Raw genomic sequence first — 26,453 nt, forward strand, 5'->3', positions numbered from 1 at the left:
TCACGACAACCTACTCAGCCACGGAGCACCGGCAGTACCTGGCTCGCACGACTAACTGCCTCCGTCGAAGGAGGGAGCCTAAAGAACCTCGTTGAACTCACGAGTCGGGATCGATATCCACGGAACGATTGAAGGTGGTCCCCAAATCAAGAACCAATTAAACATCGACAAGTTCAAGCAGGACGTTGAAGTACTTCAAACGGCTTCGAGCTTGCCAACCATACCTTATTAGGCCCCCCACTCGAAATCTGGGGCGGTCCTACGAAGACTTCAGGTTTCGTCCGGCATGACCAATGGGTTCATGCGGAGTGCCTCTACGATCCACGAGCGCGAGTAGTTGACGTTGTAGCGTGATCGTAAAGCTACCTCGACTGTTGGCACGATGCCGTCGCCTTTTATCCCATGAGCACATAGCGCCCCAGACAACTGACACCGCTCGTCAGTTGCTGCGGATACCCCTGCTCTCGGAAATTTATGACGTGCGCCCTGTTCGCTGAGCGGCTCTATCGAGCTTCGGAGTCTGCACACGCTGGCTGTGAGAAATTTTTTTTTGATCTCCCGGTGCACACGTCGCGCACAGGCAGCCCTCTAACCACCTAAAAAAACTGAACTCTCGCTTCAATCGATCATTGGGCATCTTGCAGAGCCTCACCTTTGCATGGGGCGATATTGGGTACAGCTGATGAAGCCCCAGGCGCAACCGTCGAACGAACGCGATCGCATCATATCGTAGATTAGCGCGAAAAATCGTGCCATGGAGCGGGTGAAGGGAAGCGAACCCTCGTATTCAGCTTGGAAGGCTGATGCCGCCTCGAACTCAAGCAATATCGGCGTCCCGTCACAGCTGAATCCTGAGCGTGGTCCATATGGCGATCGGGTGGCCTTTCGCAGCGCGATTCAAGGGCATTGTCTTAACAAGCGACAACGCGAAGATTGTTTGTCGCGCCTCTAAGTCCAAACGGCACTCCAGAGACGATCACAGCCAAGTCGCCCAATCGAATATAGCCCTCGTGGTGCGCGGCCGCCGAGGCGATGCGCGTCATCTCCTCATAGCCAGAAGGATCGCTGGACACCGCACTGTGCACCCCCCACAACAAGCTCATGCGCCGAGCCACTCTCTCATCCGGAGTAAGGGCAAGGATCGGCACCGGCGGCCGGCTGCGCGAGATCCGAGCGGCCGTCGTCCCGCCTGCCGTGAAGCCGATGATGACTTTGGCGCCAATTGTAGCGGCAAGATCTGCCCCTGCGGCCGCGACGGCATGCGAAGGGGTACTGTCCACGTCAGCTCGAGAAGCTTCGATCAGCGACCGATAGAGATGATGCCGCTCCGTGCTTTTGATGATGCGATCCATCATGGCAACAGCGTCAATCGGGTAGGCCCCGCTTGCGGATTCAGCAGATAGCATCACAGCATCGGCTCCATCATAGATGGCGGTCGCGACATCTGAGGTTTCCGCCCGCGTCGGCGTCGGCCCAGCCACCATGGAATCCAACATTTGCGTTGCGATGATGACGGATTTTCCGGCACGCCGACAGGCGCGCACGAGCTCCTTTTGCCGGCCAGGGACCTCCTCGGCTGGAATCTCGACGCCAAGATCACCGCGCGCCACCATAACGCCGTCCGACAACCCAATGATGTCGTCGATACGATCGAGCGCCATCGGCGTCTCGATCTTGGCGATCAAACCTGCGGCCTCGCCAATGATGGCGCGCGCCTCGATCAGGTCGGACGGTTTCTGAACAAAGGACAAGGCCACCCAGTCGACCCCAAGATCAATACCGAACGCAAGGTCGGCGCGATCTTTCTTGGTGAGCGGAGATAAGTCGAGCATGGCCCCCGGCACGTTGACCCCCTTGTGGTCCGAGACCAGGCCTCCGACCGCCACTTGCGCAACGATTTCTCCGTCTCCTGGCTCGGTGATCTTCAAGCGCACCCGGCCATCGTCGATGAGAAGTTCTTGTCCGGGATGGACGGCTGCAAAAATCTCCGGATGAGGCAAGGGTATCGATTGCTTTGCTCCTTTGGCTCCATCGATCACAAAGCGGACCGTTTCTCCGGCACGCAAAGCCAGCGTGCCTTCTTCAAGGGAGCCGATGCGGAGCTTTGGACCTTGGAGATCCTGCAGGATGCCTATCGGCCGGCCGAATTCCCGCTCGAGTTCACGGATACACACATAACTCTTGGCGTGGTCTTTGTGGGTTCCGTGACTGAAGTTTAGCCGAAAGATATCTACCCCGGAAAGGTAGAGAGCACGTATCTTCTCAGGCTCGGCACTTGCCGGACCGACGGTTGCCACGATCTTGGCGTGACGCGAGCGACGCAACGTATCCCCCATCTGAAAGAATGTGATCGATCTAGCCATAAAGTCCAAAGCCGACCCTTACGGACTGCGGTCGACGGCAGTTGTGCAAGCCAATGTCCTCATCGGCAGTCGCTTAACACTATGCGATGGACGCTATTGGCAAAGTGAATCCTACTTTGAACCGATCCATGACAACCATTGTTTCAATGCGCTTTATGTCTGAACTATCCTCTGTAAGACGCCGTGCAAACCGCTCGTAATCCTCCATATCGTTTACGGTAACTAGCAAGACGAGATCGGCCAGACCTGTAACGTAGAATGCGCTCATCACTTCAGGCATCTTGCGAATTTGCCGCTTTAGGCGATCAACAGTGTCGGCACGCGCGCGCTCTAAGGAGATGAGAACCACTGCCGTCACATTCCGCCCAATTGCTTTTGGAGAAATGATGGAAATGTCGGCCTCTATGACACCCTTGGATCGAAGGCGCTTCAGCCGACGTTGAACTCCGGATGCAGATAGGCCGACCTTCCCGCCAAGTTGTTCACTACAGAGGCGATTGTTTCGTTGGATGAGATCAAGAAGACGAAAATCGATCTTGTCGAGTTGCATCACTGCCTCGCGGCCGGCGGATTTCGATCGCGTCGGGGCAGCAGACGCCTGCGCGGCTTGTCCTGACATTTTCGATTCGTCAGTACGCAGCCTAGCTGTTGAACGATCGATTTCTCCCGTTGTCATGTGCCTTTGAACACCTATGGGAGCCCAGCTCTTTGCGATACATCGAAGACAGGTGGTGCGGCGATCTCCCCCTCCGCCGGGGCTCACCACGCTCGAACCGGCCGCCAATTCGATAATGTCGCGGGTCGGGAGCCACGTCCGCTGAGAGCTGCTGATGAAGGCTGTCCGACTCCAGTTCTATCGATGCGCGCCCCGGACCCGAGCACATATTCCCCGCCAACACACGAGTGTGATAGACGGTCAAGCTCCGGAAGCGATGGCTTTTTGCTCCTGATCGGCGGAAAGCATTATTGCGTTGACGGTGCGATAGGCGAATACGATGGCCGGACCGATCGTTATGCCTGCCCCGGGATAAATTCCGCGCATCGGCGACGTCATGTCGTTGCCGCAAGCATAAAGACCCTGGATTGCGTTGCCTTGTGCATCCAGGACGTTTCCGTAACTGTCGGTCGCCAATCCGGTCGCCGTGCCAAGCGTTGCCGGAACGATCGGCAATGCGACAAATGGTCCGTCTTTGATTGGTCCAAGATTTGGATTTTTTCCCACGGTCGGATCGCCGAGCGTTCGATTGAAAGCCGATTCCCCACGCTTAAAAACGGGATCGCGTCCTTGGGCAGCGTGCGCGTTGTGTTCCTCGATCGTCTTTTGAAGCACAGCGGAATCTAGTCCCAGCTGCTTTGCGAGCTCCGAGATCGTTTCACCTGCCTTGATGTAGCCAAGGCGGACATATTTACCGATGCTCAACGTCCAGGGCCATGGCAGCAGGTGTCCCATGCCCCTCAATCGCACAAACTGGTGATCGCAGATGAAGTAGAATCGCTTATCTGCTGGATATCCGTTTTCAAACATTGCCAGGCAAATATCGTGGTACGAATTCGATTCGTTGACGAAGCGTCTGGCATTTGGACCGACAGCAATGACCCCAGGACGGCCGCGGTCGAGCCAGCCGTATGGCACGACCTGCGAGCCGCTGCCGCGTTTCAGGATTGACACTGGGGTCCAGAAGCCGGCGGATGCGACATCTTTGTCGATGGCGGCCCCGAGTGTGGTTGCAAGCTCAATGCCGTCACCGTTAACATCGGCGTGGGCCAACGTAACGTCATGCTGGTGTGCGCCACTGAGGTCCGCCCTCAACTGCGCGTTCCGGGCAAAGCCGCCAGTTGCAAGAACAACACCACGCGAGGCGCGCACGCGGATGTCAAGGTTGATCCGCTTGACAACAGCACCCGTGACGCGCCCGCCTTCCTTGATGAGTTCGCGCGCTGGAGAAGATGGCCAAATTTCTACGCCGTACTCGCGCAGGCTCACCAGCAGCCGCGCGATCAAGGCATTCCCGCCGCTGAGCTCAGTACCACGCCTGAAGGTGAGCCGATCCCGCGCATAGCGGTTCAGGCGAGTTAAGACGTGCTTGAGCGACGCAACAGATTGGAGCGGGTTGAGAAAGCTTCTCACCTCACTCGATGAGATCATCATGCCCCCGAGCACAACGCGAATGGGGTCACCAATCAAATCGAAGTCGTTGCCTAGAAGCCGCCCATCATATGGGGCGGGGCTCAGTGCTCGTCCCGTATCAGCGCCGCCAAGTTGGCTCGAGTGATAATCGGGCGTAGAGGCCAAGGTAAACTTGACACTCGTGCCGTTCTCGAGCGCGGCTAGCGCCGCCGGGCCGTCTTCAAGATAAGCATCAATGAATTGCGCACGATAATGGACGCCGAGTTCATGCTGCAGGTATGTCCTCGCATTGGCGATGGTGTCATCGATGTTAGCCGCGCGCGCCTGAGCAGAACACGGAACCCAGATCATGCCGTTGGACAGGGCCGTCGTTCCGCCAAGTCGCGGAGATTTCTCGCATACAATGACGCGCAGTCCGGCCTTTGCCGCATAGAGCGCCGCCGACAGTCCAGCCGCGCCGCTGCCGATCACGAGGACATCTGTCTCCCAGTCCTGATCCGCCCTCGTCCTTCCTTTGGAGGCGAAAGCGATCGTGTCCGGTTTAGCTCCATTTGGTGTGTTCATGCGGCCTCGCTGCACGTTGCAGTGAACGTCAATGAGTTTGCGGAAGCGGAACAGCTTTGAATTCCGCCGCCGCTGTTTTCACTGCCCGCTCAATTGGAATTCTTTCAATTGAGGATGCGCCAACAAAGCCGACACACTCGGTCGTCCGATAGACCTCGATCGTATCTTCAGGCTCGGCAATTGCCCCACCATGGCAAAGCGAGAGGACGTCCGACCGGACTGTTCGCGCCGCCGCGTTGATCTCATTGATGCGCCGGATCGCCTCCTTTATGGATTGCCCGTCCTCATGACCGACCAGGCCGCCGCGCGTTGCGCCGACATGTGGGACGATGCAGTCGGCCCCCGCACTTGCCATCGCTTTGGCGTCTTGAGGGCTTGCGACATAGGCGAGCGAAAAGATATTCTTCTTGCGCGCGAGAGCGATCAGTTCGACCTCACGTTCAAAGCCGAGGCCGACGCGGCCGCGGCGGTCACGCCAGTTGTCACCCATGGTGGAGATCGTCGGATAGTTGATGACGCCGGAGAACCCGGCAGCCCAGAACTTGTCCAAAAGAGCATCGAGGTCGAGCCGGAGAGGATCCCAAGCCTCAATACCGCCAACCACCGGCACGGAAGACACCACGTTACGAATTTCCGCCGCAAGCTCCAACGTGCGTGCGTTGGAATCGCCAATCCGGCTCGTGGGAAGCCCCATCAGACGCGACAGGCCGGTCGAGTAGACCACCAGCATGTCGGCACCTCCAAGAACGGCACATTTCGCGACCAGGCCGCAGCTACTTCCTGCCGCGAGAATTGCTTTTCGCTCCGCCACCTGTCCTTCGATCCTGGAAAGGATTTCCGTTCGCTCAAACATCCGCATGGGATGAACCTTCTTGCGTGAGTTGTTCCAGGATCCATGCCGTGGCAGCCTCGGCGAACTCGCCATCGTTAATGTGACAGTTCAGGTGGCGGACCATGACGTGCGCGGAGAGATGTTCCTTGACCGCATCCAGCCAAGCCTTGTCGGCGTCGGGATCGTAGAAGATGCCGCCTTGCCGGTCGTAATCGGATACGCCTTTCGCCGGCCAAAGGACCATTGCGGGTCCTTTTGCTCGCGATAGTCGTTCTGCCGTGAGCCGGCCAATGCTCGCGTTCTCAGACGCAGTTGTGCGCATGAGCGTCGTGTAAGGCGTATGGGCGTAGAACTGCCGACCGCGAAACTGATCAGGAACGCTCGATGGCAGCCCAAAATTGACCATATCGACCGCACCGGGCGCGATCACTTGCGGAATCTTTTGCCGCGACGCTGCGTTGAGCCGATCCGGACCCGCGCTTGCGGTGCCTCCAACGATTTCGTCTGCGAGCTCCGTTGTGGTCAAATCAATGACGGCGTCGAATTCACCAGCCGCGATCAGCTGCTCCATTTTACGGCCGCCCGCCCCGTTAGCCGGAAAGACGATTGCGTCTACGCCGGCGTCGGCAAGCCGCGCTGCGCACTGATTCGCCGCTGGCGTGGTCACGCCGAAGGCAGTGATCGCAACGATCTTCTTGTCTCGTCCAAGCTTGGCGGGAGCATAGCGCGTGGCCGCAATGGCCCGCCCCGCGTTCTCGAGCACCCTTGTGGTAAAGACATTGATGCCGAAGAGATCGACCAGCGTCGGATAGAGGATGATGTCGCTGTGAGTGGCCAATTCGGCGAGTAGCGCAGGCCTTGCGCTGCTCACCAGAAGTTTCGGAAAGCCATAAGGCAGCTCAAACACAACCTCGCCGAAAACCGCGCTCCCCTTGCCACCCGCAACCCCGATAATCGCGCTGATCGTTCCTGATCCCACGAGGTCCCCAACCTTGCTGCGCGTCCTTTCAGCAATCTGCTTCAAGAGTTCGGTGGGGGTCTTCGCATCGGCTTGTTTGTCGCCGTCATCCCTCTTAGTGCCGACGTCGATCAGGATGGTCTTGCGTCCGCACGCCTCGATAATGCCGGCAAGGTAAGACGCCTCGCGGCCTTTGGTATCCAGTGTGGCCACGATCGCGACCGCGTCCGTAGTCGTGGATCCGGTCGCCAGTTCGGACAGGTTACCATCCCGGCCCGACCTGTGGTCGTCCGTACAATGGTGAGACACGATCTTCCTCCCAGAACCATTCCTAACAACAGGTGGTCTAGACCCGGCTCTAACCGGGTATAAGATCGGTGAGGCGTCCAACTGGGTAACATTGGGTAGAAACGGTGAGAGCGAGAGTTCCCGGCAGACTTGCCACACGCATGTCGGACATAGCTAAAGGCGCACAACTGCACGTCTACGCGCCCTCTTTGCGCAGCCTTCCAGAAGGCTCCCTGCTGGTCATGGCGACCCTGCCAATCCTCGACTGGAACGACTGTCTTTTGCGAGACTTGCTAACCCTCGACAAGGCAACATCCGCTCCTTATGTCTATGCAGCGATACTCATGATCGACCCCTTCGCTTGCTGGGAGGATATCGCCGAATCGTTGAAGGATGCCGGCATCACCGGCGTCGCCAATTTCCCGCCCGCATCTATGCTCGAGCGGTCGGCGGCGGGCGTACCGGTTGATGCCGGACAGGAGCTCGAACTTCGGCGGATGGAATGGTTCACAAGCCATGGTTTCAAGGCGTTGTTTGCCATCGCGAGCGATTCTGAAATTACCGCAGCGGAGAAGCGACTTGGCTCCCATCTGAACGGACTCATCCATCTACCAGCAGAGGCTCTTACACGGACGATGAGCGAGGAGATGGAGCTGGTAAGCCTTGGCCAGCACGGATCGTCATTACCAATGTTCGCGCTTTTGGATGGGACGACTTCGAAGCGGCCAACTTGAAGAAAGTGACGAGCGGGACTGCTCTCTAAGATCCGCAGCTGCCTGACGATGGGTTTGTCTTGACGACCCCAGAAGACTGACCGCTTTCCGCGATAGTCCGTCCATCGGACTGGCTGCAATCACCTATCTCGACCGCAAAGTGGGCATGATGAAGCTCCAAAAAAACACCGCTGCCGGATTTCTCCGGCAGCGGCTCAAGTCTTGGGAGAAAGCAGACGAGCCGGTCTGCCAGCGGAGCCAAGAGATCAGAATCAGAACCAAATTCTGGACGCCGGTCGCTATTATCCAAATGATGTGGGATTGGTCACGGTGCACGACCTCAGCATCGGGGTAACGTTGGGTAAACCGACCGTATTAGGCGCAGCTGTCTTCCAGGTCTGATGCGAGAGTTACCTTCCCACGGCTCTAGAAACGCGATTTGCGGAGTCGCACGGGCACGATTCATCTAACAGGTGGCCGCTGGCACGCTGGCACTACCGGCCCGCGCGATTGTGAAAGAGCAACCGATACTTCGTCAGCACAATACGCGGGCGAGCTTATTTCCTAATCCAAAGGTTTCTCGCGGCAAATGCGTGCTTCCATAGGAACGAGCGATGTTTCGGAGAGAGATACCAACGGGTCCGACAGCTCAATTCGATTCCGGGGCCACTCCCGGACTCGCATGCGCGCGCCGATGCACATGTGCGCGAGCTCCCCCTCACAGATCGGACTTTTTCTGATGGCCGGCAACAGGTTGGATGGGCATTCGACTGATGCATCGAGAAACTCTCGGCCCACCATTCGATTCTAACCGCCATCAGCAGCCGGGCGATGTCGACCGACCGCACCTTTTCCCCAACAGCTCGAGTGATCCGCCCGACGATCCTGTTCTCGCCACAACACGCGTTTAGAGCGAGTTGCGATCAAAACGGATTGTACCCGCAATGGCGGATGTAATTAGCGCATTCTTCGGGGGTAAAGAGGCTCAGAGAGCGGCCGATGAGATCCCAGAGTGCGTCGACGGTTCTTGCCTGGGCTTGTCGCAACAATTCTTTGAGTTTGGCGAAGGCCATCTCGATCGGATTGAGATCAGGACTGTAGGGCGGCAGGAACAGGAGGCTCGCGCCGGCGTCGGCGATGAGACGCCCAGCCGCCTCATTCTTATGGCTCGACAGGTTGTCGAGGATCACTGTGTCGCCGGCGCGCAGTACCGGAACGAGGATTTGCTCGACGTAGGCGAAGAAGCACTCGGCGTTGATAGGCCCATCGAGCACAAAGGGCGCGATCAGCCCCTCGCGGGTCAGGCCGGCAAGGAACGTCGTCGTCTTCCAATGTCCGTGCGGCGCATGGCCCAGGGCACGTTCGCCGACCCCAGCCCAGGCGTAACGACGCGTCATCGCCGTCGTCGTCCAGGTCTCGTCGAGGAAGATGAGCCGACCGCCAAGGCTGGGTTGCGCGCACCGCCACGCTTGCCGGCGCTCAACGACGTCGGGACGATCCTGCTCGCTGGCGTGCTGATTCCGATGATCTCGCCCGGGTGTACCGATTTGATCTCGCCCAGGATTCCGAGATGATCTCGCCCACCATTCCGATTTGATGTCGCCCGGGGCGCGAGGCGTTCTGGCTGTCTGGTTTCTGGCATCGGCGAAGCCGCGTGGTCAATCTTGAATCGCGGCTCGACGGGTTGGTTTTTCTGTTGCTCCTGCTGTGGGCATGTGGGCGACGCTCTTGCGTTGTCCAAGCGTAGCGGCATGTCCACAGCGCCACAGGCTCAAGCCTTTCGGTCGGGTTTGCGGGTTCGCCGCATGCTTTCGCCGTTGAGATCGATCCGGTGGGCGTTATGGACCAGGCGGTCGAGGACGGCGTCGGCGTAGGTGGGATCGCCGATCAGCGCGTGCCATTGATCGACCGGGAGCTGGCTGGTGACGATGGTGGAGCGGCGGCCGTAGCGGTCCTCGAGGATCTCCAGGAGGTCGTGGCGGGCGGCGGCGTCGAGCGGCTCGAGGCCCCAGTCGTCGAAGATGAGGAGATCGACGCGGCCAAGCGCGCGCAGCAGGCGGGAGTGGCGGCCGTCGCCGCGCGCCAAAGCGAGATCGGTGAACAGCCGCGGGACGCGCTGGTAGAGCACGGAGCGATTGTCACGGCAGGCCTTGTTGCCGAGCGCTGAGGCGAGCCAGCTCTTACCGACGCCGGAGGGCCCGCAGATCAGCAGGTTAGCGTGGTCATCGATCCAGCGGCCTTCGACCAGCTTCGTCAGCAGGCTGCGGTCGAGGCCGCGTGGAGTGCGGTAGTCGATGTCTTCGACGCAGGCCTCCTGGCGCAGCTTGGCGTATTGCAGCCGCTTCGACAGCCGCTTGTCGCGTCGTAATGACGCTTCGCGTTCGAGCAGCAGCGCAAGCCATTCGGCGTGGCCGAGGCTTGCGGCCTCGCCGCCGGCTTCGATGTCGGCGAAGGCCTTGGCCATGCCATGCAGGCCGAGCGCGTAGAGTTGATCGAGGGTCGGATGCGTGAGCAAGATGTGATCTCCTAATTGTAGTAGCGCGGCCCGCGTGCGATGTTGGGATGAAGGATCGGCGCGTCGTCCGCGGAGCGCTTGGGTGAAGGACGCCGATCGAGATTGTTGGCAAGGATCGATTTGACCGAGCCGTACGTGCGCGCGCCAATATCGATCGCCCGCATGGCGGCGGCATCGAGCCGCTCGTGCCCGTAGGATCGGGCGAGCCGGATGATGCCGAGACAGGCGCGGAAGCCCTGTTCCGGATGCGCCCGCTCGTCGAGGATCAGGTCGCACAGCGCCGCGGTGGCCGGCCCGATCGAGGCGGCGTCCTTACGGATGCGCTCGATGGTCCAGCCAGCGTAGCGCCGATGACTGGAGGCCATATGCTCCGGCACGGTCGTGTGCTTGTGGTTGCCGCTCATGCGCTGATGCGCGGCGATCCGCTCACCCTTGTGGAAGATCTCGACGGTGCGAGCCGTGAAGCGCACCTCCACCTCGGCGCGGACGAAGCGATGCGGAACGCTGTAATAATGCGCCTCGACCTCGACGTGATAATCGATGCTGACCCGGCAGATCCGCCACTCGGCGAACTCGTAAGGGTTCTCCGGCAGGGCCTTCAGCGCTGGCCGGTCGATCTCCTCCAGCAGCTTGCGGCGGGTGACACCGAGCCGCCTAATCGGTCGCTCCTCGTTGAGCCGGATCATCAACTCGGCGATCGCCGCGTTGACGTCGGCGAGGCTGTGGAAGGTGCGGTGGCGCAGCCGCCCGAGCAGCCAGCGTTCGACCATCAGGACCGCCTGCTCGACCTTGGCCTTGTCCCGCGGCCGTCGCGGCCTGGCCGGCAGAATGGCGGTGCCGTAATGCGCCGCCATGTCGGCATAGCTGCGATTGATCCTGGGATCGTAGAGACAGGCTTTGATCACAGCGACTTTGGTGTTGTCCGGCACCAGCAGCGCCGGTACGCCGCCGATCGCCTCGAAGGCGCCGACGTGGCCGCTGATCCAATCGGCGAGCCCCTGCGTCCAGGTCGCCTGCGCGTAGGTGAAGCTCGATGCGCCGAGCACCGCGACGAAAATCTGCGCACTGCGCCGCTCGCCGGTGCGCCGGTCGATCACCACCGGGACGCCGTCGCCGGCATAGTCAACGAACAGCTTGTCGCCGGCCGCATGCGACTGGCGCATCGTCACCGACAGCCGGCCTTCCCAGGCGCGGTAGAGCTCGCAGAAACGCGAATAGCGATACCCGCCGGGCTCGCCCGCGATGTACTCCTCCCACAGGATCGACAGCGTCACGTGCTTGCGCCGGAGCTCGCGGTGCACCGCCGCCCAGTCCGGCTCGGCCTGCCGGCGATGGCCCCGCCGGGTGCCGGGACCGGCTCCCGCGCTGGCGAACAGCCGGGCTTCCAGCACAGCGTCGGTGATGGCGTCGGGCAATGGCCAGGTCAGCCCCGCCGCCTCGAACCGGTGGATCGTCAACCGCACCGTCGAAGGGGCTGTCCCCACCCGCCGCGCAATCTCGCGGGTCGGCATCCCGGCCGACTTCAATCTGATCACATCGCGCACATGGCGCATCGCAAACCTCTCCGTCGGCATCCAGGTCCCCCTTCGCAAAGCCGAAAGGCGGACCGTATCGGAGCCAGAAGAGGCCTCGTCACCCCGGGCGACATCATCCCGGAATGGTGGGCGAGATCATCTCGGAATGGCGGGCGAGATCAAATCGGAACGGTGGGCGAGATCATTCCGGAATGGTGGGCGACATCGAGCGGAATCAGCACGCTGGCGTACACGGTTTTTTTTGAAGCTGATGCCCTCACCGGCAAAGAAGCGCGACAGCATCGACTTGTCGGCTTCGACGCCATGCCTGCGAAGCAGTCGCTCGGCGATCGCATCGAGCGTCAGATCGTTCTCCTTGCGCCGAAGTTCCAGCAGCCACTCCCGATGCGGCTTCAGCACCGAGCGCCGGTCCCCGCCGGTCGGCAAAGCCGCCGTGCGCTGCGTTTCCTCAAACGCCTTCACCCAGCGGATCGCGCTTGCGATCCCGACCCGGAATACCCGGGCCGCTTCATTCCGCGAAAGACCATCCTCAACGACGGCCTTGATCACCCGAATGCGAAGAGCCTCTCCATGCGCCATCCCTGCCGGCCTCCTTCCGGCCTCAAGGATGAATCACGGTTCGCTCCCTTTGGGAATCCCTACGATTCAAGTCGACCCCAACTCGCTCTAGATGGCGCGAGTCCGAAGGAAGCAATTGTCGGTCGCGCCGATCTCGCTGATGACGAATGGGTCATGGACATGCGAAATGAGGCGAATGGTGATCGCGGCGCAATCGGCTTAGTGAACGTGAAATCGCATGGTGAGCCTTGGCGCACCCGGTCATCATTACCAATGTTCACGCTTTCGGACGGGACCGCTTCGAGGCGGCTAGCTTGAGCAACGTGAACACCGGGACTGCTACTCCAAGATCCGCAGCTTCTTGATTTTGTTGTAGAGGGTTTTTCTTGAAAGCCCCAGAGAACTGGCCGTTTTTCCGCGATGAAGTCTGTTTCGTTTCAAGCCTTCTATGATCCATTCCCGCTCGGAGAATGCATTTTTCGGCTTAGCTGGTGCCGACGCGTTCAACAGCGGCCTCAGAACGCCCGCGCTGATATGCGCATCTGGGAGTGTCACGAGCAGGTTCACGATCTGGCGCAATTCCCTTAAATTGCCGGGCCAATCATGGCCAGCGAGCGCCAAAAATGCAGAATTTTCAATCGCCAGCGTTTGGGCATTCGAATCTCCCTTCGCCTCGACTGTGAAATGCTGAACCAGCTGAGGGAGGTCTTCCAGTCGGTCTGGCAAGGCAGGTAGCTTGATGTCGAGCCCCGAAAACAAGCCGAGCAGCCGGGGACATAGCACCGTTTGAAGGCCCGCCCCACGAGCAACCGTGGCCGTTGCGATGATTCGAGCACTGGAGCGCACAATGGATGCGCCGTTCAAGGGCGCGAAACTACCGGTCTCGAGGTAATCGGCAAGCCTTTCCTGCCCATCACGGGAAAGCTGATCGAGATGCAGCAGCAACACGGTCGTATCGTTTGCGCTTTCCAGCAGCGACAGTTGGCGTCTCCTGCTCTGATCGCGCTCGGCCCCAAAAAGCGCACCGACCGTATCGATGGGCAAGCCGGGTCGGCATTGAAACAGCGCTGCCTTCGCGTGCTTGCGGTCGCTGAAGGCCTGGACCAGGCTGGCTATCCTTCGCTTGCCCGAGCCGGTCTCGCCCCAAACGAGCACAGGACTGGGATGGGAAGCCAGGCGCTTTGCGGTCTCAAGAACGCGTTTCATGATTGAGGACTGTGCGATGATCCCGTGCCTGAAGCCGCTCAACTGGAGTTGGCGCTCAAGGAGATCCACCTTCTCCCGCAACAAGTGAAGAGTCTTGAATCCCGAGGTGACCTCAAGGACAGACATCTCCAGCGGGACGCGATCGAGCGAGGAGCCCCCGATGAAGCCCTTGACACCCGTTTCGCCGCAGATATCCAAGAGTTCGTCAGGCTTCGTTATCGGCCCGCCGCCAAGTAGGCAGATCACGTTTCGGTCGACGGATTGAGCCACACGCGCGACAGCGCTCGTGCGCGCGGCAAGCTCCGACAGGCTAATCGATGGGTCGGATGCGCTTTCAACGCCACGATTGAGATTGAAGTTGATGCAGATGGCCTGAGTACCAGCTTCGACCATGCGCCTTGCTTCGGATTGGGTTCGAGTATAGGCGATCGTCATCAGGCCACGTTTTGCCGCCTTCACCAGCAGCTCTATTTCGCGGGCGTAACCTAGGCCGCATTTCTCAAGCAACGACCTCCTGTAGTCATCAATGTGGATGACGGAAGGGAAGTTAGTGACGCCCGAAAAACCCCATCTGCTGATCCGATCGAGCCAACGATCAATATCGAGCTGCGGATCAAAGGTACAAACGCCGAAGAATACCGGCAATTTCGTGCTGGGCAGGATCTCGGTCCGACCGAAGCCGGCCACGAATTCATTGGTATTTCGGATTGGAAGGATTGAGGCGGGTGAAGAACCGCCCATCGCGCGAAATCGGCCGGCATTGAGCGCAAGCACGAAATCTGCTCCTGCTCGTTCGGCGGCTCTCGCAGCCATGCCCGATCCGATCCCCGCCCCCAGCACAAACGAACGGGAGTTCCGGAAGAACTGCCTGATACCGCCTCCCTTCACCTCATCCGTCCGTGTCTATAGACCGCGTTCGCTCCTGGCGCGGCACTAACTAAAATTAGCTCCAATTTGCGGGCGCATGCAACCGTCGCAGGGCTTTTCCGTTCGCCATGAAAAGATGGCAGTCCGCCGGGCAGGCCGCAAGCCGAACTTTGCCGGAGCTTTTGAGCGGCTCGGGCTTTGATGCTTTTGCGACGACTGCCTCCTTTCCGGCGTTGCCGTAAACGTAAGTGACGCTACCAAGATGCTCGACGAAATCGAGATCGAGATCGATTGCGATATCCTTCTCTGCGGACGATGGGGAGAAATCATCGGGCCTGATCCCAAGCGTGATCGGCTTGCCGATGAGCGATTTGTCCGGCTCCACGGGGACGCAGACCACCGTGCCCGCGTCCAGTCTAACGTCCATGCCGAACTCATTCGCTGCTTCGACCTTTCCGCCCAGGAAGTTCATCTTGGGCGAGCCAATGAATCCCGCGACAAACCGGGACGCCGGATTGTGGTAGAGATCATGTGGGCTACCCACCTGCTCGATAACGCCGTCCTTGAGCACGACGATCTTGTCAGCCATCGTCATCGCTTCGATTTGGTCGTGCGTCACATAAATCATCGTGTTGCCAAATTGCTTGTGAAGCTTGGCAATCTGAACCCGCATTTGGACACGCAATTCCGTATCCAGGTTGGACAACGGCTCGTCGAACAAAAACACCTTGGGCTCACGCACAATGGCACGCCCGATTGCCACGCGCTGCCGCTGCCCGCCGGAGAGTTGTCGAGGTTTACGATCCAAGAGATGATCGATTTGCAACAGCGAGGCAGTCTGCGCAACCCTGGTATCAATCTCGGCTTTGCTAACTTTCGCCATGCGTAGAGGAAAGGCGAGATTCTCGCGGACAGTCATATGCGGATAGAGAGCGTAGCTCTGAAACACCATGCCAAGGTTACGATCAGCCGCGTCAACATCGTTGACGACCTCGTTATCGATCAGCAGCCGCCCACCGCTAATTGGCTCCAGCCCTCCGATCATGCGCAGCAGCGTCGATTTCCCCGACCCGGATGGCCCGACGAAGACGACGAATTCGCCATGGTCGATTGTCAGGTTGATATTCCGCAGGATCTGGATAGTCCCATACGCCTTGCTGACGCCTTCCAGACGAACATCGGCCATCACGCTCTCCTCTATCGCGGGCTTCCAACCAACGCCGGGATCTCAATCTCTGCCAGGCTCGATACGATGAAATCGGGCGGTGCCAGGGCCGGATCTTCTCGCGGCGGAACGCCGGTCGTGACCAGCACGGTTGGAACGCCAGCTCGCTTACCGGCCTGAATATCCGTCGCAATCTGGTCACCGATCATCAGTGTGGCGCTGCGCATCGTCCCTAGACGGGAAAGCGCCGTTTTGATCATGTGCGGCTCAGGCTTACCAGCGATCAGGGGTTTGACCTGGGCGGCAGCAGCCACAGCCGTAATCGTTGCTCCTGCTCCCGGTTCAAAGCCATCGGCGGTCGGCAAGAGAAGATCAGGGTTGGTGCCGATGAGGGCGGCTCCGTTCAAGATCGCCTTAACAGCAATCCGCATCTTCTCATGCGTGATGCGGCGATCGAGACCCATCATGACGATCTCCGGCTCTTGGTCAGTAACGTCCAGACCTACCGCGGCGACTGCATTCGCAAGCGAGGGCGCGCCGATGACATATACGCGGCTCGCGTCCGGGTACTTCGCGCGTGCGAGTTCTGCGGCCGCAATCGCGCTGGTAACCACTTCGTTCGGCGCGATTGCAAGGCCAAACGCTTCCAATTTGCGGACGACGTCCTCCGGCGTGTGGGTCGAATTGTTTGTCACGAAGCAGAACGGCAGTCCGGCCGCCTGCCATCGCGCAAACGCTTCTATGGCATCGACAATTGCGGCATCTCCACGATAGAGGACGCCATCGAGGTCCGAAATGATCCCAGCGACTGACGGCCAGTTGAGGTGAGAGCCTGGGCTAGCCATTCATCAGCATCCCGCCGTTCACGTGAACGATCTGCCCTGTCATGTAGGAAGCCGCAGGACTCGCGAGGAAGACGGCTAGCCCTGCGATATCCTCAGGCACGCCAACCCGTCCCAACGGAATCCGGCCACCATGGCGCGCTTCAGTCTCCTCCCGCGGGCGACCGTGCATGGGAGTATCAATGATGCCAGGCGCGATTGCGTTCACGTTGATGCTGAGGGGCGCGCATTCATAGGCAAGTAGTTTGGTCACGTCGTGAACGATTGCCTTCGAAAGACAATAGTCGCCTCCGCCGGCCTGGTAGTTGAAAACTGCACCTTGCGAGGACAGCGAGGAACCGACATTGACGATGCGTCCGCCCTTGCTTTTCATGAAGCGCTCGACGACCAGTTTTGAACAGCGCAGGACCGCGATCGAGTTGATCTGGATCGTACGTTCAATTTTTTCAGCGCTGCCGCTAAGCAACGGCTGGGCAGATTTTATGCCTGCATTGTTGACCAGCACGTCCAGCCGGCCAAAGTGTTCGTCGATCTGTTCGAGGACCCTTCCGACGTCCTCCTCGCGCGCGACATCCATAGCCATGGGCACTATGCCGTTGCCATGGGGCAGTCTTGGCAAAGTGTCTCTGAGGTTCTCCAGATTGGCATCGGTGGCAACGACGTTCGCGCCTCCCTGGCGAAACGCATTAGCAATGGCAGAGCCAATACCGCCGCCTGCCCCGGTGACGAGCACCGTTCGGTTTGCAACTGAGAACTGTTCGGTCATTCCAACTCCAAGATCGTTTGAGACTGTAGAAACTCGTCAACAGCCTGGGCTGTCGGCATTGAGCTTTGAGCACCGCGCCGTGTCACACATAAGGCTGCAACCGCTAGTGCCTTCCTCACTGCTTCCTTTAAAGGCAGCCGCTGAGCGAGCGATGCTGCGAATGCCCCATTGAAAGCATCTCCTGCGGCCGTGGTATCGACGACCTTGACGGGAAACGCGCGCAGAGCAAAGGAGCGCGTGGCATCAGCATAATATGCTCCCTGCGCTCCGAGCGTGATCAGCGCGGCACCGGGCCCAAGATCAAGCAGCTTGCCCGCCGCACAGGCGGCGCTATCGAAGTCGCATACCTCGATGCCTGTCAGCTCGAAAGCTTCTGTCTGGTTCGGCGTGACGAAATCAACGCTTCTCCACGCAGCTGATGGAAGACCTGGCCTTACCGGGGCCGGGTTGAAAATAAGCTCGAAGCCTTTTTTACGCTTCAGCTCGAAGAGTCGATTGAGCGCGGGGATCGGCATACCCATTTCGGCGACGACGATTGTATCGTGCTCTATGAATTTTGTTGCGCTCTCGATCATGTCCGGCGCCACCTTCGAATTGGCGCCTGGGTCTATGACGATCATGTTGGAGCCGTCGTCAGCGACCATAACCAAGGCCGAGCCCGAGACTTCGCCTGCACAGACCGTGATTGCGTCAATGCAAACGCCAGCTTCCATAAGCGATTTTAAAAGCGACTGACCGGCATCATCATCACCCAGATGCGTGTAGAAGTGTGGTTTCAGGCCGAGCCGGGCAGCAGCAACGGCTTGGTTCGCGCCCTTTCCTCCAGGGTGACGAGTAACCGTACCCATCAGGCTTTCACCCGGCGTTGGAAGCCGCTCGACATTGAAGCACAGATCGAGATTCGTCGTTCCGAAGAACATCAATGGCCTGACGCTCATTTTACGGCACCGAAGGTTAGGCCGCGTTCAAGATGACGCTGACCAATCACGATCAGAATGACGGGAATGATCATCGTCACAACCAGCCCTGCGGCCATGACCGGATAGAACTGCACGCCTGGATTCAGCAGCTTGAGAAGAGCGACCGTTACCGGCGCCTTGGTCGAACTGAGCATCAGACCTAAGGCGAAGTTATGCCAAGCGAGTAGGAAGATGAGCAACGATGCCCCGACGAGGCCCGGCTTCAAAAGCGGCAGCACGATGTGCACCACGACTCGGGCGGGTTTGGCCCCATCCATGGCGGCTGCCTCCTCTATGTCTTTTGGGATGTCTTCGATATAGGAGCGGCTCAGCCAAACAATCATTGGCAATGTAACGACTTGGTAGACCCAAATCATCCCGATATAGGTGTCATACAATCCGATCGTCTGAAAGACGCTGAACAGCGGGATGACGACCAAGAGGACCGGGGCAAAGCGGAAGCCCAAAATGAAGAAGGCAATGTCTTCCTTAAAAGGTATGTCTCGCCTGGCTAGGACGTAGCCGGCTGGCACCCCAATGAGCAGGGAGATGATTACGGAGCCCAGCGCAATGACGACGCTGTTCGTGATCGGCGTTAAGAAGTCGACTTTGATGGTGCCATAGCTGGTCGCTCCGGCCTGGGTGGCATCAAACAGGACACGGAAATTCTCCAGCGTCGGCGCGAACAGGAAGGTTGGCGGCCAGGTCATCACTTCAGCCTGCTGCTTCAGCGACGTCATCGCGATCCAGACGAGTGGAAAGGCCAGGATCAATGCGCAAATGGCGACGAGCAGGTTCAGAAGCAAATTGGTAGAGCTCGAGCGCTTCACTCGCATGGTTGCATCCTCAGCCAACGCGCTGCCGAACAAAGCGCCATAGCTTCACCATGGCAAAAGTTCCGATCAACACGATCATCCAATTGACGACCATCAGTGCGGCACCACGCCCAAAGGCGAGGTTCTGGAACGCGGTAATGTAAGCTCGCACCGAAAGTACGGAGGTGCTATTCCCAGGCCCACCTTGCGTCGTCCCGAAAATGATGTCGAACTGATTGAGGGATTCGATCAGCCGAAACACTGCGGCGATCAGAATGTATGGCGCAATCAGCGGAAACTCGATGTGCAGGAAGGTTGCCCACCCATTCGCGCCATTGACACGCGCTGCTTCCTTGATCTCTTCATTGATGCCCCGGAGACCGGCGAAAATGATTAGCGCGAAGAATGGCGTATACGTCCAGACGTCAATAAGGACAAGCGAGAACATCGCGGTGTTTGGATCTGAAATCCATGCAAATCGGCTTATGCCCGCAAGGGAGAGCAGGTAGTTCAGAATCCCGTTCTGCGGGTCCATCATTGTCGTCCACATGAGCGCAACGCTCATCGGAGGCAGGACGAGCGGCAAGAGAATGACGGGCCGCATCACACGCGCAAGGAAGACGTCAGTTGCGAACAGCTTGGCAAGCGCCAGACCGAATACAGCTTCCGCAAGCACCGAAGATCCGGCGTAAAGAACGGTGGCACGAACGCTGTTCCAAAAATCTCCTGTCTTGATCAATGCCGCGTAGTTGTTGAGGCCGATGAAGTGGACCAGAGGCCGACCGAACTTGAGATCGGTCAGCGACTGAAAGACGCCATAGAAAAACAGGAAAAGAAAGCCAAGAAGTACGATGATAGCAGGGGTGATTGCGGCAATGCTCCACCAATCAAGGCGCGAATCCTGAGCGCTCCTGACCGACTTGTCTTTTGGCAAGGCAAGTTGACTGGTCGAAGACTGTAGTGTCACTATTCCGTGGGATCCAGGAATGTCCATCTCACTTCGTCTTTACAATGCAGGGGCGGCGATGATGCTCGCCGCCCCAGGCGCGTTTCACATCGACGAGCGAATCTCGGAGGCAAGGTCGGCCAGCGTGGCCTTCACGTCAGCTCCATTGACCATTTTCTGCATAGCGACGGCCCAGGCATTCATTGCTTCTGCAAAGCCGACACGAGCTGTAAATGCGAGTTTCGCTCTGTCCTGCACGGTCTTGAACGTGTCCACGAAGTTGTTGAACTCCGGCCTTGCCGCGTATTCGAGCCAGGCCTTGTCATTCCAGGTAGAGGCACGCGGAGAGTTAACGAGCTTGCCGGCGACGGCGCCGTTCAGTCCGACCTGCTTTGACGTTGCCCATTGGATGAACAGCCAGGCTGCCCCCTTCTTCTTTGACGCGGCATTCATCGCAAGAGACCAGATCCAGATGTTGGATTCGAAATTCTCGCTGTTCGGAGCGTGCAGCGGAGGCGCGAATGCGATCTTCCCCGACGCGGGCTTGCCGGCCACGTCATTCCAAAAACCGAACATATTGGAATCGATCGCCATCGCCGTTCGTCCCGAACTGATGCCATCGACCACCTGGTACCAATTGTCGTTGGCGAAGGACGGAGCCGCGCACTTCTTGATCATGTCCACATAGTCCTTGTGGAACGCGATCGACTCCGGCGAGTCGAGGCCAGTGTCCGCCTTGCCATCCTTGAGGACGAAATCGTGCACCCCATAGGACCTGGCAATCGAGATCGCAGCCGTGTGGATGCTGCTCCAAAATCGCACGCCGCGCACGCCCAAAGGTGTGATGGCGGGGTCCGCGGCCTTCAGTTTCTCGCAGGCCGCGGACATCTCCGGCGGAGTCATTGGGACTTTAATGCCGTACTTGTCGAGGATGTCCTTGCGGTAGAACAGCTGGATGTTCTCAAAGCCATGCGCAATGGCCCAGACCTGTCCGCTTCCCGGCTCGATCTGCCCTTCTTTGACCTTCCAGGTCAGCGCATCCCGAAGTGCAGGGAAGAAATCCTGGTAGTCGTAGCCCGCCGCCGTGAGTTTCGGATCGTTCAGATAACTGTCGAGCGGCTCAAGCAATTGACCTGGCGCAAGATCCCAAGCTGGTTGAATGCCCGTCCCCACGACGTCCCAACTCGGTGATTTGGTACTGAGCTGGATTGTCAACTTATTCCAATAAGCATCGTCCGGATAAAGCTCGGGCGTCACCTTGATGCCCGTGAGCTTCTCGAACTCCGGCAACTGGGCTGCGACCGCGTCGGCATACGGATGAATGTCATAGGCCCAGACGATCGAGGCGCCTTCAAACTGGCGCCAGTTGATGTCGTTCGCCTTGGCTTGGGTGAATACCACGGCCGTTCCAGGCAAAAGCGTGGAGCAGATGAGAACGTTTCGGGCAAAACTCATCCAATAACCGCGAAAAGCGGCGAGCTTTTTTGTCATCATTCCCTCCTCTAGGCTCTTTGGCCTGTAAACCCGCGTGCCCTCCTCTTCCAGGGCCGCGGTGCAGGGATGGTAATCCGTCATTTTTCCGCCTTGAGGCGGTTTTCAAACCAACGTTGGGTAACATTGGGTAAGATCCAAATTCACGCTTTGGTGCCGACATGCACCTGATGGGTAAGACAGCATCACGGTCGGGTTCGTGCAACACGTCCTTCTCGGCGAAGCATGATCGCTTTCGCTGACTTGGCTATCGTTCTGACGAGGGGCCCGGCCTTCGGACCGGACGCGCATGCGCCCGGCACGCTTGACTTCCAAATAGCAGAAAGCAGGGGCGCCAGCCCCGGCCGATTCGACCGCAGTCGATAGCTCGTCAGGACTGAGAGGGTCGGTCGCCGGAATCCGAGGGGCAATGAGTTCGAGAGTCCGTCATCATCGCGGGCGTATTGAAGGTGATCCTTGCTTTCTTGATCGGCGTACGATCTTGCGGTGTGCTAGCCATGTTCGGATTATCCACACTGGCTATCCAATAATCAGCTAAATTGCCGCCCAGAAACAAGACCTCGGTCTCCTCGCGCGGTATTCCCCCGAGCCAATCTCGCAGCTCCTCATCTCCGGGAGCATGCCCACGCTCTAGAATATCGTTGATCTTTTTGATCGGCCAGGCGGTGACGCTTGGTACCGTATAAGTGTGCAGCTTCTTAGCGTTTTTTGCAATCGCGTTCGCGCCATTCTCGCTGTGGTCCTTTGAAAGGAGCAGTCGCGAGGGGGTCTGGGACAATGACACAAAAGCACTCTCTGTAACGCCTTTCGTGTGCCATGCCGCGAGGCGCGCCATATCAATTTCGTCCTCCCTTTCGTCGTCCGAGCAGATAGCAGCCTTATAAACATGCGGGCTCGCCTGAGCACGCAAACCCGCGAGGGAACGCACATGCGCGATGGCACTCACCTCCTCGTCTAGAATAGGCTCACAATCGATGTCCTCGTTCTGAAAACGGTGCAGCGTCAGATACGATGATGCCACCACATCGTCGAAAATGCGCTCGACGTCGACGCTGCCGGCAGAAGATCCGGTGGTTCGTGGCCACTGTGCGGCTCGCTGCGCAGCGAGTTTGATCTCGTTCTTCAGCGCCTTAACGCTTGCTCCGGCTAGCGATGCGGCAAGTTCGGCGCGCCCCCTGACGAAGGACGCGGCCGGGCACCGCTCGTTTTCCTGGATGGCGCAAGCTCTCCGATTGCCCCTCGTCACGGTCGAGGGTGATCCAATCCGCGAATCCATCGAAGCGGCAGCTGAATCTGATATTCGGTGTGACCGCAGTTCGCTAAGATGCTGCTCAAAGTCCATTTGATCCGGCGACGGGTGTGCTGGTGAGCTGGTTTGTGCGCTTATAGGGCCGCCCGGCTGTTGCTGCGTCCGCTGCTGCTGGGTCAAGCGTTCTAATGTGTTCGGTGGATCGATGTTCATCTGTTCCCCTCGCGCATGGGACGTTCAGTTTGATTTTGACAGGTGCGGCTTTCGAGAAGCTGACAAGTGAGGAAAGGAATGCGACCGACCGCCAACTTCGGGGCTTCCCGATCGGCTACCGACGCTGCGGGAGAGCGTCCCACGAACCTGCGTACCGCCAGGTAATCCCGCGTCTTCGGCGCGCCTGATGGGTTATGGGATAACGTTGCGGCTGTGTAGCTCTACTGATAGTTGAACAGCCGCTGGCAGTGTGCCCGGAGCCGTGCTGCCCCACATCCTTTTACGCGGCTGGAAGTCGCGCAGCACCTCGGAACGAAGCCACACTTAGCTCCACAAATAGAATCTGTTCGTGCCGGCTCCGACTTACCAGCCAGTGTTTCCGAAAAATGCAATCCCGACATCCTTGGCGCGTTCCTCGAGTGAGTGGCGCTCGGGCTGGCCAATGGCTCACTTAAGTCTCTAAGCCCGTCAGCTTGTCGACAGCTGATCCTAATAGAGCGAGAACCAGAGAGCGACACTATCTGCTCAGGATTGCGAACCGACTCAAACCGGGAGGGGACATGGACCCATTTAACAGCATCAACCCATTCGACCGAGATTTCGCTGCTTACAACGCCGCGGTGCCGCAACAGCAGCAAGCGGAGTTTGAGCCGTACTTGGATGAAGTGCCGCAGCTTGATACCACTGTCGTCGCAGGGATTCCTGTTTCTCCAGATCGCTACTATCCTCATCTGTCAGACGAAGACCGTAGACTCACCGGGGGGTTGGAACTTGGGCACCATAGGGCCCGCCGTCCTCATCCCGAAGACGCGGTCGCCAGACGCGTCGGGGACGCGGCTGCGCAGCACAGCGCGCCGCAGGAAGCTTTGAGTTGGCCGAAGGAGCTGACTGCGGAAGATCACGATCAGGATCCGCTGCGAGGAATGATGGGCGAAGCCATCCCAGCATCGTCTCTCAACCCAATCGCGCGCGACCACCAGACACCGGATCCCGTTCGTCACTTCAACTGGAGCGACGGCTACCAGCCGGCCCCGAATGAACTGACCGGGAGCGCCTCCCTTTCAAGTCACGCGGCGCTCATGGGTGAGGATTACAGCGGGCAGTTGAGTCCTGCGAAGAGGCAGAGGACGCTAAGCCATGCGGAACTGGATGCAATTGAGCGCCAGCTGAGCGAGCCGGGCAATTCAATGGCTCGTGTGCTGATGGAAAGCGCCGGCGCACCGTCGCCTATCGGGCCAGCGGTCGGTTCGCCATTGGTCCTTCCTGACCAAGATTACGATCAGGATCAGCTGTGGGCGATAGTGGAAGACGCCGGCCCGTCATCGTCTCTCGAGCCAACCGCGCGCCATCAGCAGACCCTGGATTTAGGAGCGGTCGTTCGTCCCTTCAACTTCCGACAGGGCGACCAGCACGCGCCGGGTGCGCTTGACGGTAGCAGCATCCCGCCGAGCCAGGACAGCCGACCCAACAGTTTCGTGGTTCACACTGACCGCTACACCGCGCTGTTCGTGCCCGCGGCGGCGATGAGGCAAAGCACCAATCCGCCAGGCGCTGCCATTCGTCCCAGCTTTCGACTGGAAAACGTTCCGCAGCCCAATGCGCGGCCGGCGAATCGGGCCTCGCAAGGGCGGCTTGGACGGTCGACGGAAAAAGCCGCTCCGGCGTCCTCCAGGGCTGAGACGACGTCCCCCGCGGTCCGCGAGATTTATGCTGCATCATGGGCCGTTCCCGAGGGCTTTTTGCACGGCACCCAACCCGCCCCGCACACGATGGTCTCGAAGCTCGGCCGCTGGGGCCTCTTGCCGGACACGGCGCAGCCGGAAAAACAATATGACATTCGCGGCGAGCGCTACACCGCCCTCTTGGGGCCGGGAGGGCCCAACGACGTTCGGCTCATCCATCATCCATGAATGTAGACGCCGAGGGACACTCCCGACGCTAGGAGCCCGTCCAGATAGCTCTGATATCGGGATTGCTATTGGATGATAGCTTGCTTCAGCGACTCTTGCGACCTTGGCAATGGGGCGGGCGGTGCAAATGCGGGCCCGTCCCAATGAACTTGCGCTCAGCATCGCTCAGCGACTCGCTCGTTGAGCCGAACAGCCATGGCCCGTTTGTCATTTGCGAAGAGCCAGGGGCCAAAGCTGCGAAGAAAACCTACGGTGTTCTTGACGGTACGTTTGGCGGCATTGCCCGATGAGGCCCTCCTCAAGCCCCGAAATCAGGGAAGCATCCTCGGAGTAAAGAGGCTGCTTCCCGCGCCCCTTGAGGTCCCCGTCGGCTGAGCTGGCTGCAAGGCCGATGCGGTCTAGTCGTCCATCAGCCTCCGATGCACATCCTGGTCGCCGCCTTCCGCAGAAAGCTCCTCTGGCCAACGCCAGGCTGCAGCAGCGTCGTCGATCTGGCTCGAGTCTGCCAGTCCCGTATCTTCGAGATCAGCGGTGGTTGGGGAACCGTGCACGATCTCCATCGCTTTAGCGCCGAGCGACGACTTCCGCAGCTGAGCCAATGCTGCGCCGACGTTGCCGCCAACGCCCGTGTCCTGGTTATAGCTCTTGATACATCTGCATCCAGCGCCTCCGCGGAAAGCCGGCCAGCAATGCCCTTGGGTTCGTGCCGGGCGAGCCTTGGTCTATGACTTGTCTCGGCGTGTTCGCTTGCAGCCTCTTGAGGAGGCGCATCTCTCAGGCCGACTGCGCTGAGTCGAGAATCTTAGTCCCATCAAGCGCAACCTTCATCGCACCGGGCTCTTTTGGCGGAAGTGGCACGGCCTGCGGCGCTGTATGCGGCTGGGGCCATTGGACTCCTTCCTATTCCCGCCCGATATCCGGCTGCCCGGATTCTATGAGATAGCCGCAAAGCCGATCCAGTTCGCTGAGATCCTGTCCGACAGCAGCAGCGCCGAAATGAATGCAGAGATCGAAGAAAAATCGAAATGTGGCGGAGTCGCGATTAAACGACCCCTACCAATTCTTGCAGGAGATTGCAGGACTCAGGTCAGTTAGCTTGCTGGGTGTTAGTCGTTTTGGAGATATCTCAGTGTTAATTGTTGAAACCATTTTGAAGCCAGACCAGTTTGGCGGTATCGGACTTTTCTCCGCTACACTTCTATCTAAAGGTACATTAATTTGGATTCATAATCCGATCGTTGACATTGCCGTGACACCTGAACAGTACGACGCTTTACCTCCAACATTTCAAGCTTTACTTGACAAGCATGCCTATCCAAGAGACCTCGACGTTGATGATGGTGTTCTAGAGTACAATGCTGACAACGCCCGCTTCATGAATCACAGCAGTCAGCCAAACACATATCAAGACGATCATTGCCGAATTTTCACAGCCCGTGACGTACAACCGGGTGAAGAACTGACTTGCGATTACTTGTCTTTCGATCCAAGGTGCGACTTGTCGTGGGTTAAAGAGCTAGCGCCGAATCTTGGTGCCGGAAGGCGCCAGGCGGCGGCGGATTGAGTTTGC

At 58.9% G+C, this 26,453-nt stretch carries 21 protein-coding genes; 3 read left to right on the forward strand and 18 right to left on the reverse strand.

Going from position 1 to position 26,453, the window contains the following annotated elements; translation table 11 throughout:
• Positions 1–911: 911 nt before the first annotated feature.
• The 5 genes from pyk to P6U29_RS35380 all read right to left on the reverse strand — a co-directional run bounded on the left by pyk (position 912) and on the right by P6U29_RS35380 (position 7,058).
• The gene (gene pyk, locus P6U29_RS35360; protein WP_407119510.1) at positions 912–2,324 is read right to left on the reverse strand and encodes a pyruvate kinase; all 1,413 of its coding nucleotides are present in this window, start codon (positions 2,322–2,324) and stop codon (positions 912–914) included.
• A 118-nt stretch (positions 2,325–2,442) separates the two neighbouring features.
• Positions 2,443–2,913, reverse strand: coding sequence for an Lrp/AsnC family transcriptional regulator (locus P6U29_RS35365; protein ID WP_407119511.1), 471 nt, complete (start codon positions 2,911–2,913; stop codon positions 2,443–2,445).
• 366 nt (positions 2,914–3,279) lie between these two features.
• A complete protein-coding gene (locus P6U29_RS35370) occupies positions 3,280–5,055 on the reverse strand; it encodes an FAD-dependent oxidoreductase (protein ID WP_407114800.1) in 1,776 nt (591 codons plus the stop codon).
• 28 nt (positions 5,056–5,083) lie between these two features.
• The gene (locus P6U29_RS35375) at positions 5,084–5,914 is read right to left on the reverse strand and encodes a phosphoenolpyruvate hydrolase family protein (RefSeq protein ID WP_407114801.1); all 831 of its coding nucleotides are present in this window, start codon (positions 5,912–5,914) and stop codon (positions 5,084–5,086) included.
• Positions 5,901–7,058 (reverse strand): Tm-1-like ATP-binding domain-containing protein, encoded by a 1,158-nt coding sequence (locus P6U29_RS35380; protein WP_407114802.1) that lies wholly within the window; start codon positions 7,056–7,058, stop codon positions 5,901–5,903. The genes P6U29_RS35375 and P6U29_RS35380 overlap by 14 nt, the downstream gene beginning before the upstream one ends.
• 236 nt (positions 7,059–7,294) lie before the next feature.
• Between P6U29_RS35380 and P6U29_RS35385 the strand changes: the two genes are divergently transcribed.
• Entirely contained in the window at positions 7,295–7,867 is a 573-nt protein-coding gene (locus P6U29_RS35385) for a hypothetical protein (protein WP_407114803.1), read from the forward strand.
• A gap of 902 nt (positions 7,868–8,769) precedes the next feature.
• Here P6U29_RS35385 and P6U29_RS35390 read toward each other — a convergent pair.
• The 13 genes from P6U29_RS35390 to P6U29_RS35450 all read right to left on the reverse strand — a co-directional run bounded on the left by P6U29_RS35390 (position 8,770) and on the right by P6U29_RS35450 (position 22,973).
• Positions 8,770–9,444 (reverse strand): IS630 family transposase, encoded by a 675-nt coding sequence (locus P6U29_RS35390; protein ID WP_407119512.1) that lies wholly within the window; start codon positions 9,442–9,444, stop codon positions 8,770–8,772.
• A 173-nt stretch (positions 9,445–9,617) separates the two neighbouring features.
• Positions 9,618–10,361, reverse strand: coding sequence for an IS21-like element helper ATPase IstB (gene istB, locus P6U29_RS35395; protein WP_407112755.1), 744 nt, complete (start codon positions 10,359–10,361; stop codon positions 9,618–9,620).
• 11 nt (positions 10,362–10,372) lie between these two features.
• Complete coding sequence (istA, locus tag P6U29_RS35400) at positions 10,373–11,914, reverse strand: IS21 family transposase (protein WP_407119513.1); 1,542 nt, start codon at positions 11,912–11,914, stop codon at positions 10,373–10,375.
• Between the two features lie 117 nt (positions 11,915–12,031).
• The gene (locus P6U29_RS35405; protein WP_407114804.1) at positions 12,032–12,445 is read right to left on the reverse strand and encodes a hypothetical protein; all 414 of its coding nucleotides are present in this window, start codon (positions 12,443–12,445) and stop codon (positions 12,032–12,034) included.
• Positions 12,446–12,793: 348 nt separating this feature from the next.
• On the reverse strand, positions 12,794–14,473 hold the full coding sequence (locus P6U29_RS35410) for a phosphoenolpyruvate hydrolase family protein (RefSeq protein ID WP_407114805.1): 1,680 nt from the start codon (positions 14,471–14,473) through the stop codon (positions 12,794–12,796).
• A gap of 130 nt (positions 14,474–14,603) precedes the next feature.
• Positions 14,604–15,713 carry an ABC transporter ATP-binding protein gene (locus tag P6U29_RS35415; RefSeq protein ID WP_407114806.1) on the reverse strand — a complete coding sequence of 370 codons (1,110 nt, stop codon included), beginning with the start codon at positions 15,711–15,713 and terminating at the stop codon, positions 14,604–14,606.
• An 11-nt stretch (positions 15,714–15,724) separates the two neighbouring features.
• Positions 15,725–16,537, reverse strand: a complete 813-nt coding sequence (locus P6U29_RS35420) for an HAD-IIA family hydrolase (protein ID WP_407114807.1) — start codon at positions 16,535–16,537, stop codon at positions 15,725–15,727.
• Positions 16,530–17,300 (reverse strand): SDR family NAD(P)-dependent oxidoreductase, encoded by a 771-nt coding sequence (locus tag P6U29_RS35425; RefSeq protein ID WP_407114808.1) that lies wholly within the window; start codon positions 17,298–17,300, stop codon positions 16,530–16,532. Before P6U29_RS35425 ends, P6U29_RS35420 begins: the two co-directional genes overlap by 8 nt.
• On the reverse strand, positions 17,297–18,238 hold the full coding sequence (locus P6U29_RS35430) for a ribokinase (protein ID WP_407114809.1): 942 nt from the start codon (positions 18,236–18,238) through the stop codon (positions 17,297–17,299). The genes P6U29_RS35425 and P6U29_RS35430 overlap by 4 nt, the downstream gene beginning before the upstream one ends.
• Positions 18,235–19,095, reverse strand: coding sequence for a carbohydrate ABC transporter permease (locus P6U29_RS35435; protein WP_407114810.1), 861 nt, complete (start codon positions 19,093–19,095; stop codon positions 18,235–18,237). The genes P6U29_RS35430 and P6U29_RS35435 overlap by 4 nt, the downstream gene beginning before the upstream one ends.
• Positions 19,096–19,105: 10 nt before the next feature.
• Complete coding sequence (locus tag P6U29_RS35440; RefSeq protein ID WP_407114811.1) at positions 19,106–20,068, reverse strand: carbohydrate ABC transporter permease; 963 nt, start codon at positions 20,066–20,068, stop codon at positions 19,106–19,108.
• A gap of 57 nt (positions 20,069–20,125) precedes the next feature.
• Positions 20,126–21,511 (reverse strand): extracellular solute-binding protein, encoded by a 1,386-nt coding sequence (locus P6U29_RS35445; RefSeq protein WP_407114812.1) that lies wholly within the window; start codon positions 21,509–21,511, stop codon positions 20,126–20,128.
• A 370-nt stretch (positions 21,512–21,881) separates the two neighbouring features.
• On the reverse strand, positions 21,882–22,973 hold the full coding sequence (locus P6U29_RS35450; protein WP_407114813.1) for a hypothetical protein: 1,092 nt from the start codon (positions 22,971–22,973) through the stop codon (positions 21,882–21,884).
• A 560-nt stretch (positions 22,974–23,533) separates the two neighbouring features.
• Between P6U29_RS35450 and P6U29_RS35455 the strand changes: the two genes are divergently transcribed.
• The gene (locus tag P6U29_RS35455) at positions 23,534–24,883 is read left to right on the forward strand and encodes a hypothetical protein (protein ID WP_407114814.1); all 1,350 of its coding nucleotides are present in this window, start codon (positions 23,534–23,536) and stop codon (positions 24,881–24,883) included.
• A 1,000-nt stretch (positions 24,884–25,883) separates the two neighbouring features.
• A complete protein-coding gene (locus tag P6U29_RS35460; protein ID WP_407114815.1) occupies positions 25,884–26,447 on the forward strand; it encodes an SET domain-containing protein in 564 nt (187 codons plus the stop codon).
• The last annotated feature ends 6 nt before the right edge of the window (positions 26,448–26,453 follow it).

The sequence above is a fragment of the Bradyrhizobium sp. LMG 9283 genome (assembly GCF_045571415.1).
Taxonomy (GTDB): Bacteria; Pseudomonadota; Alphaproteobacteria; order Rhizobiales; family Xanthobacteraceae; genus Bradyrhizobium.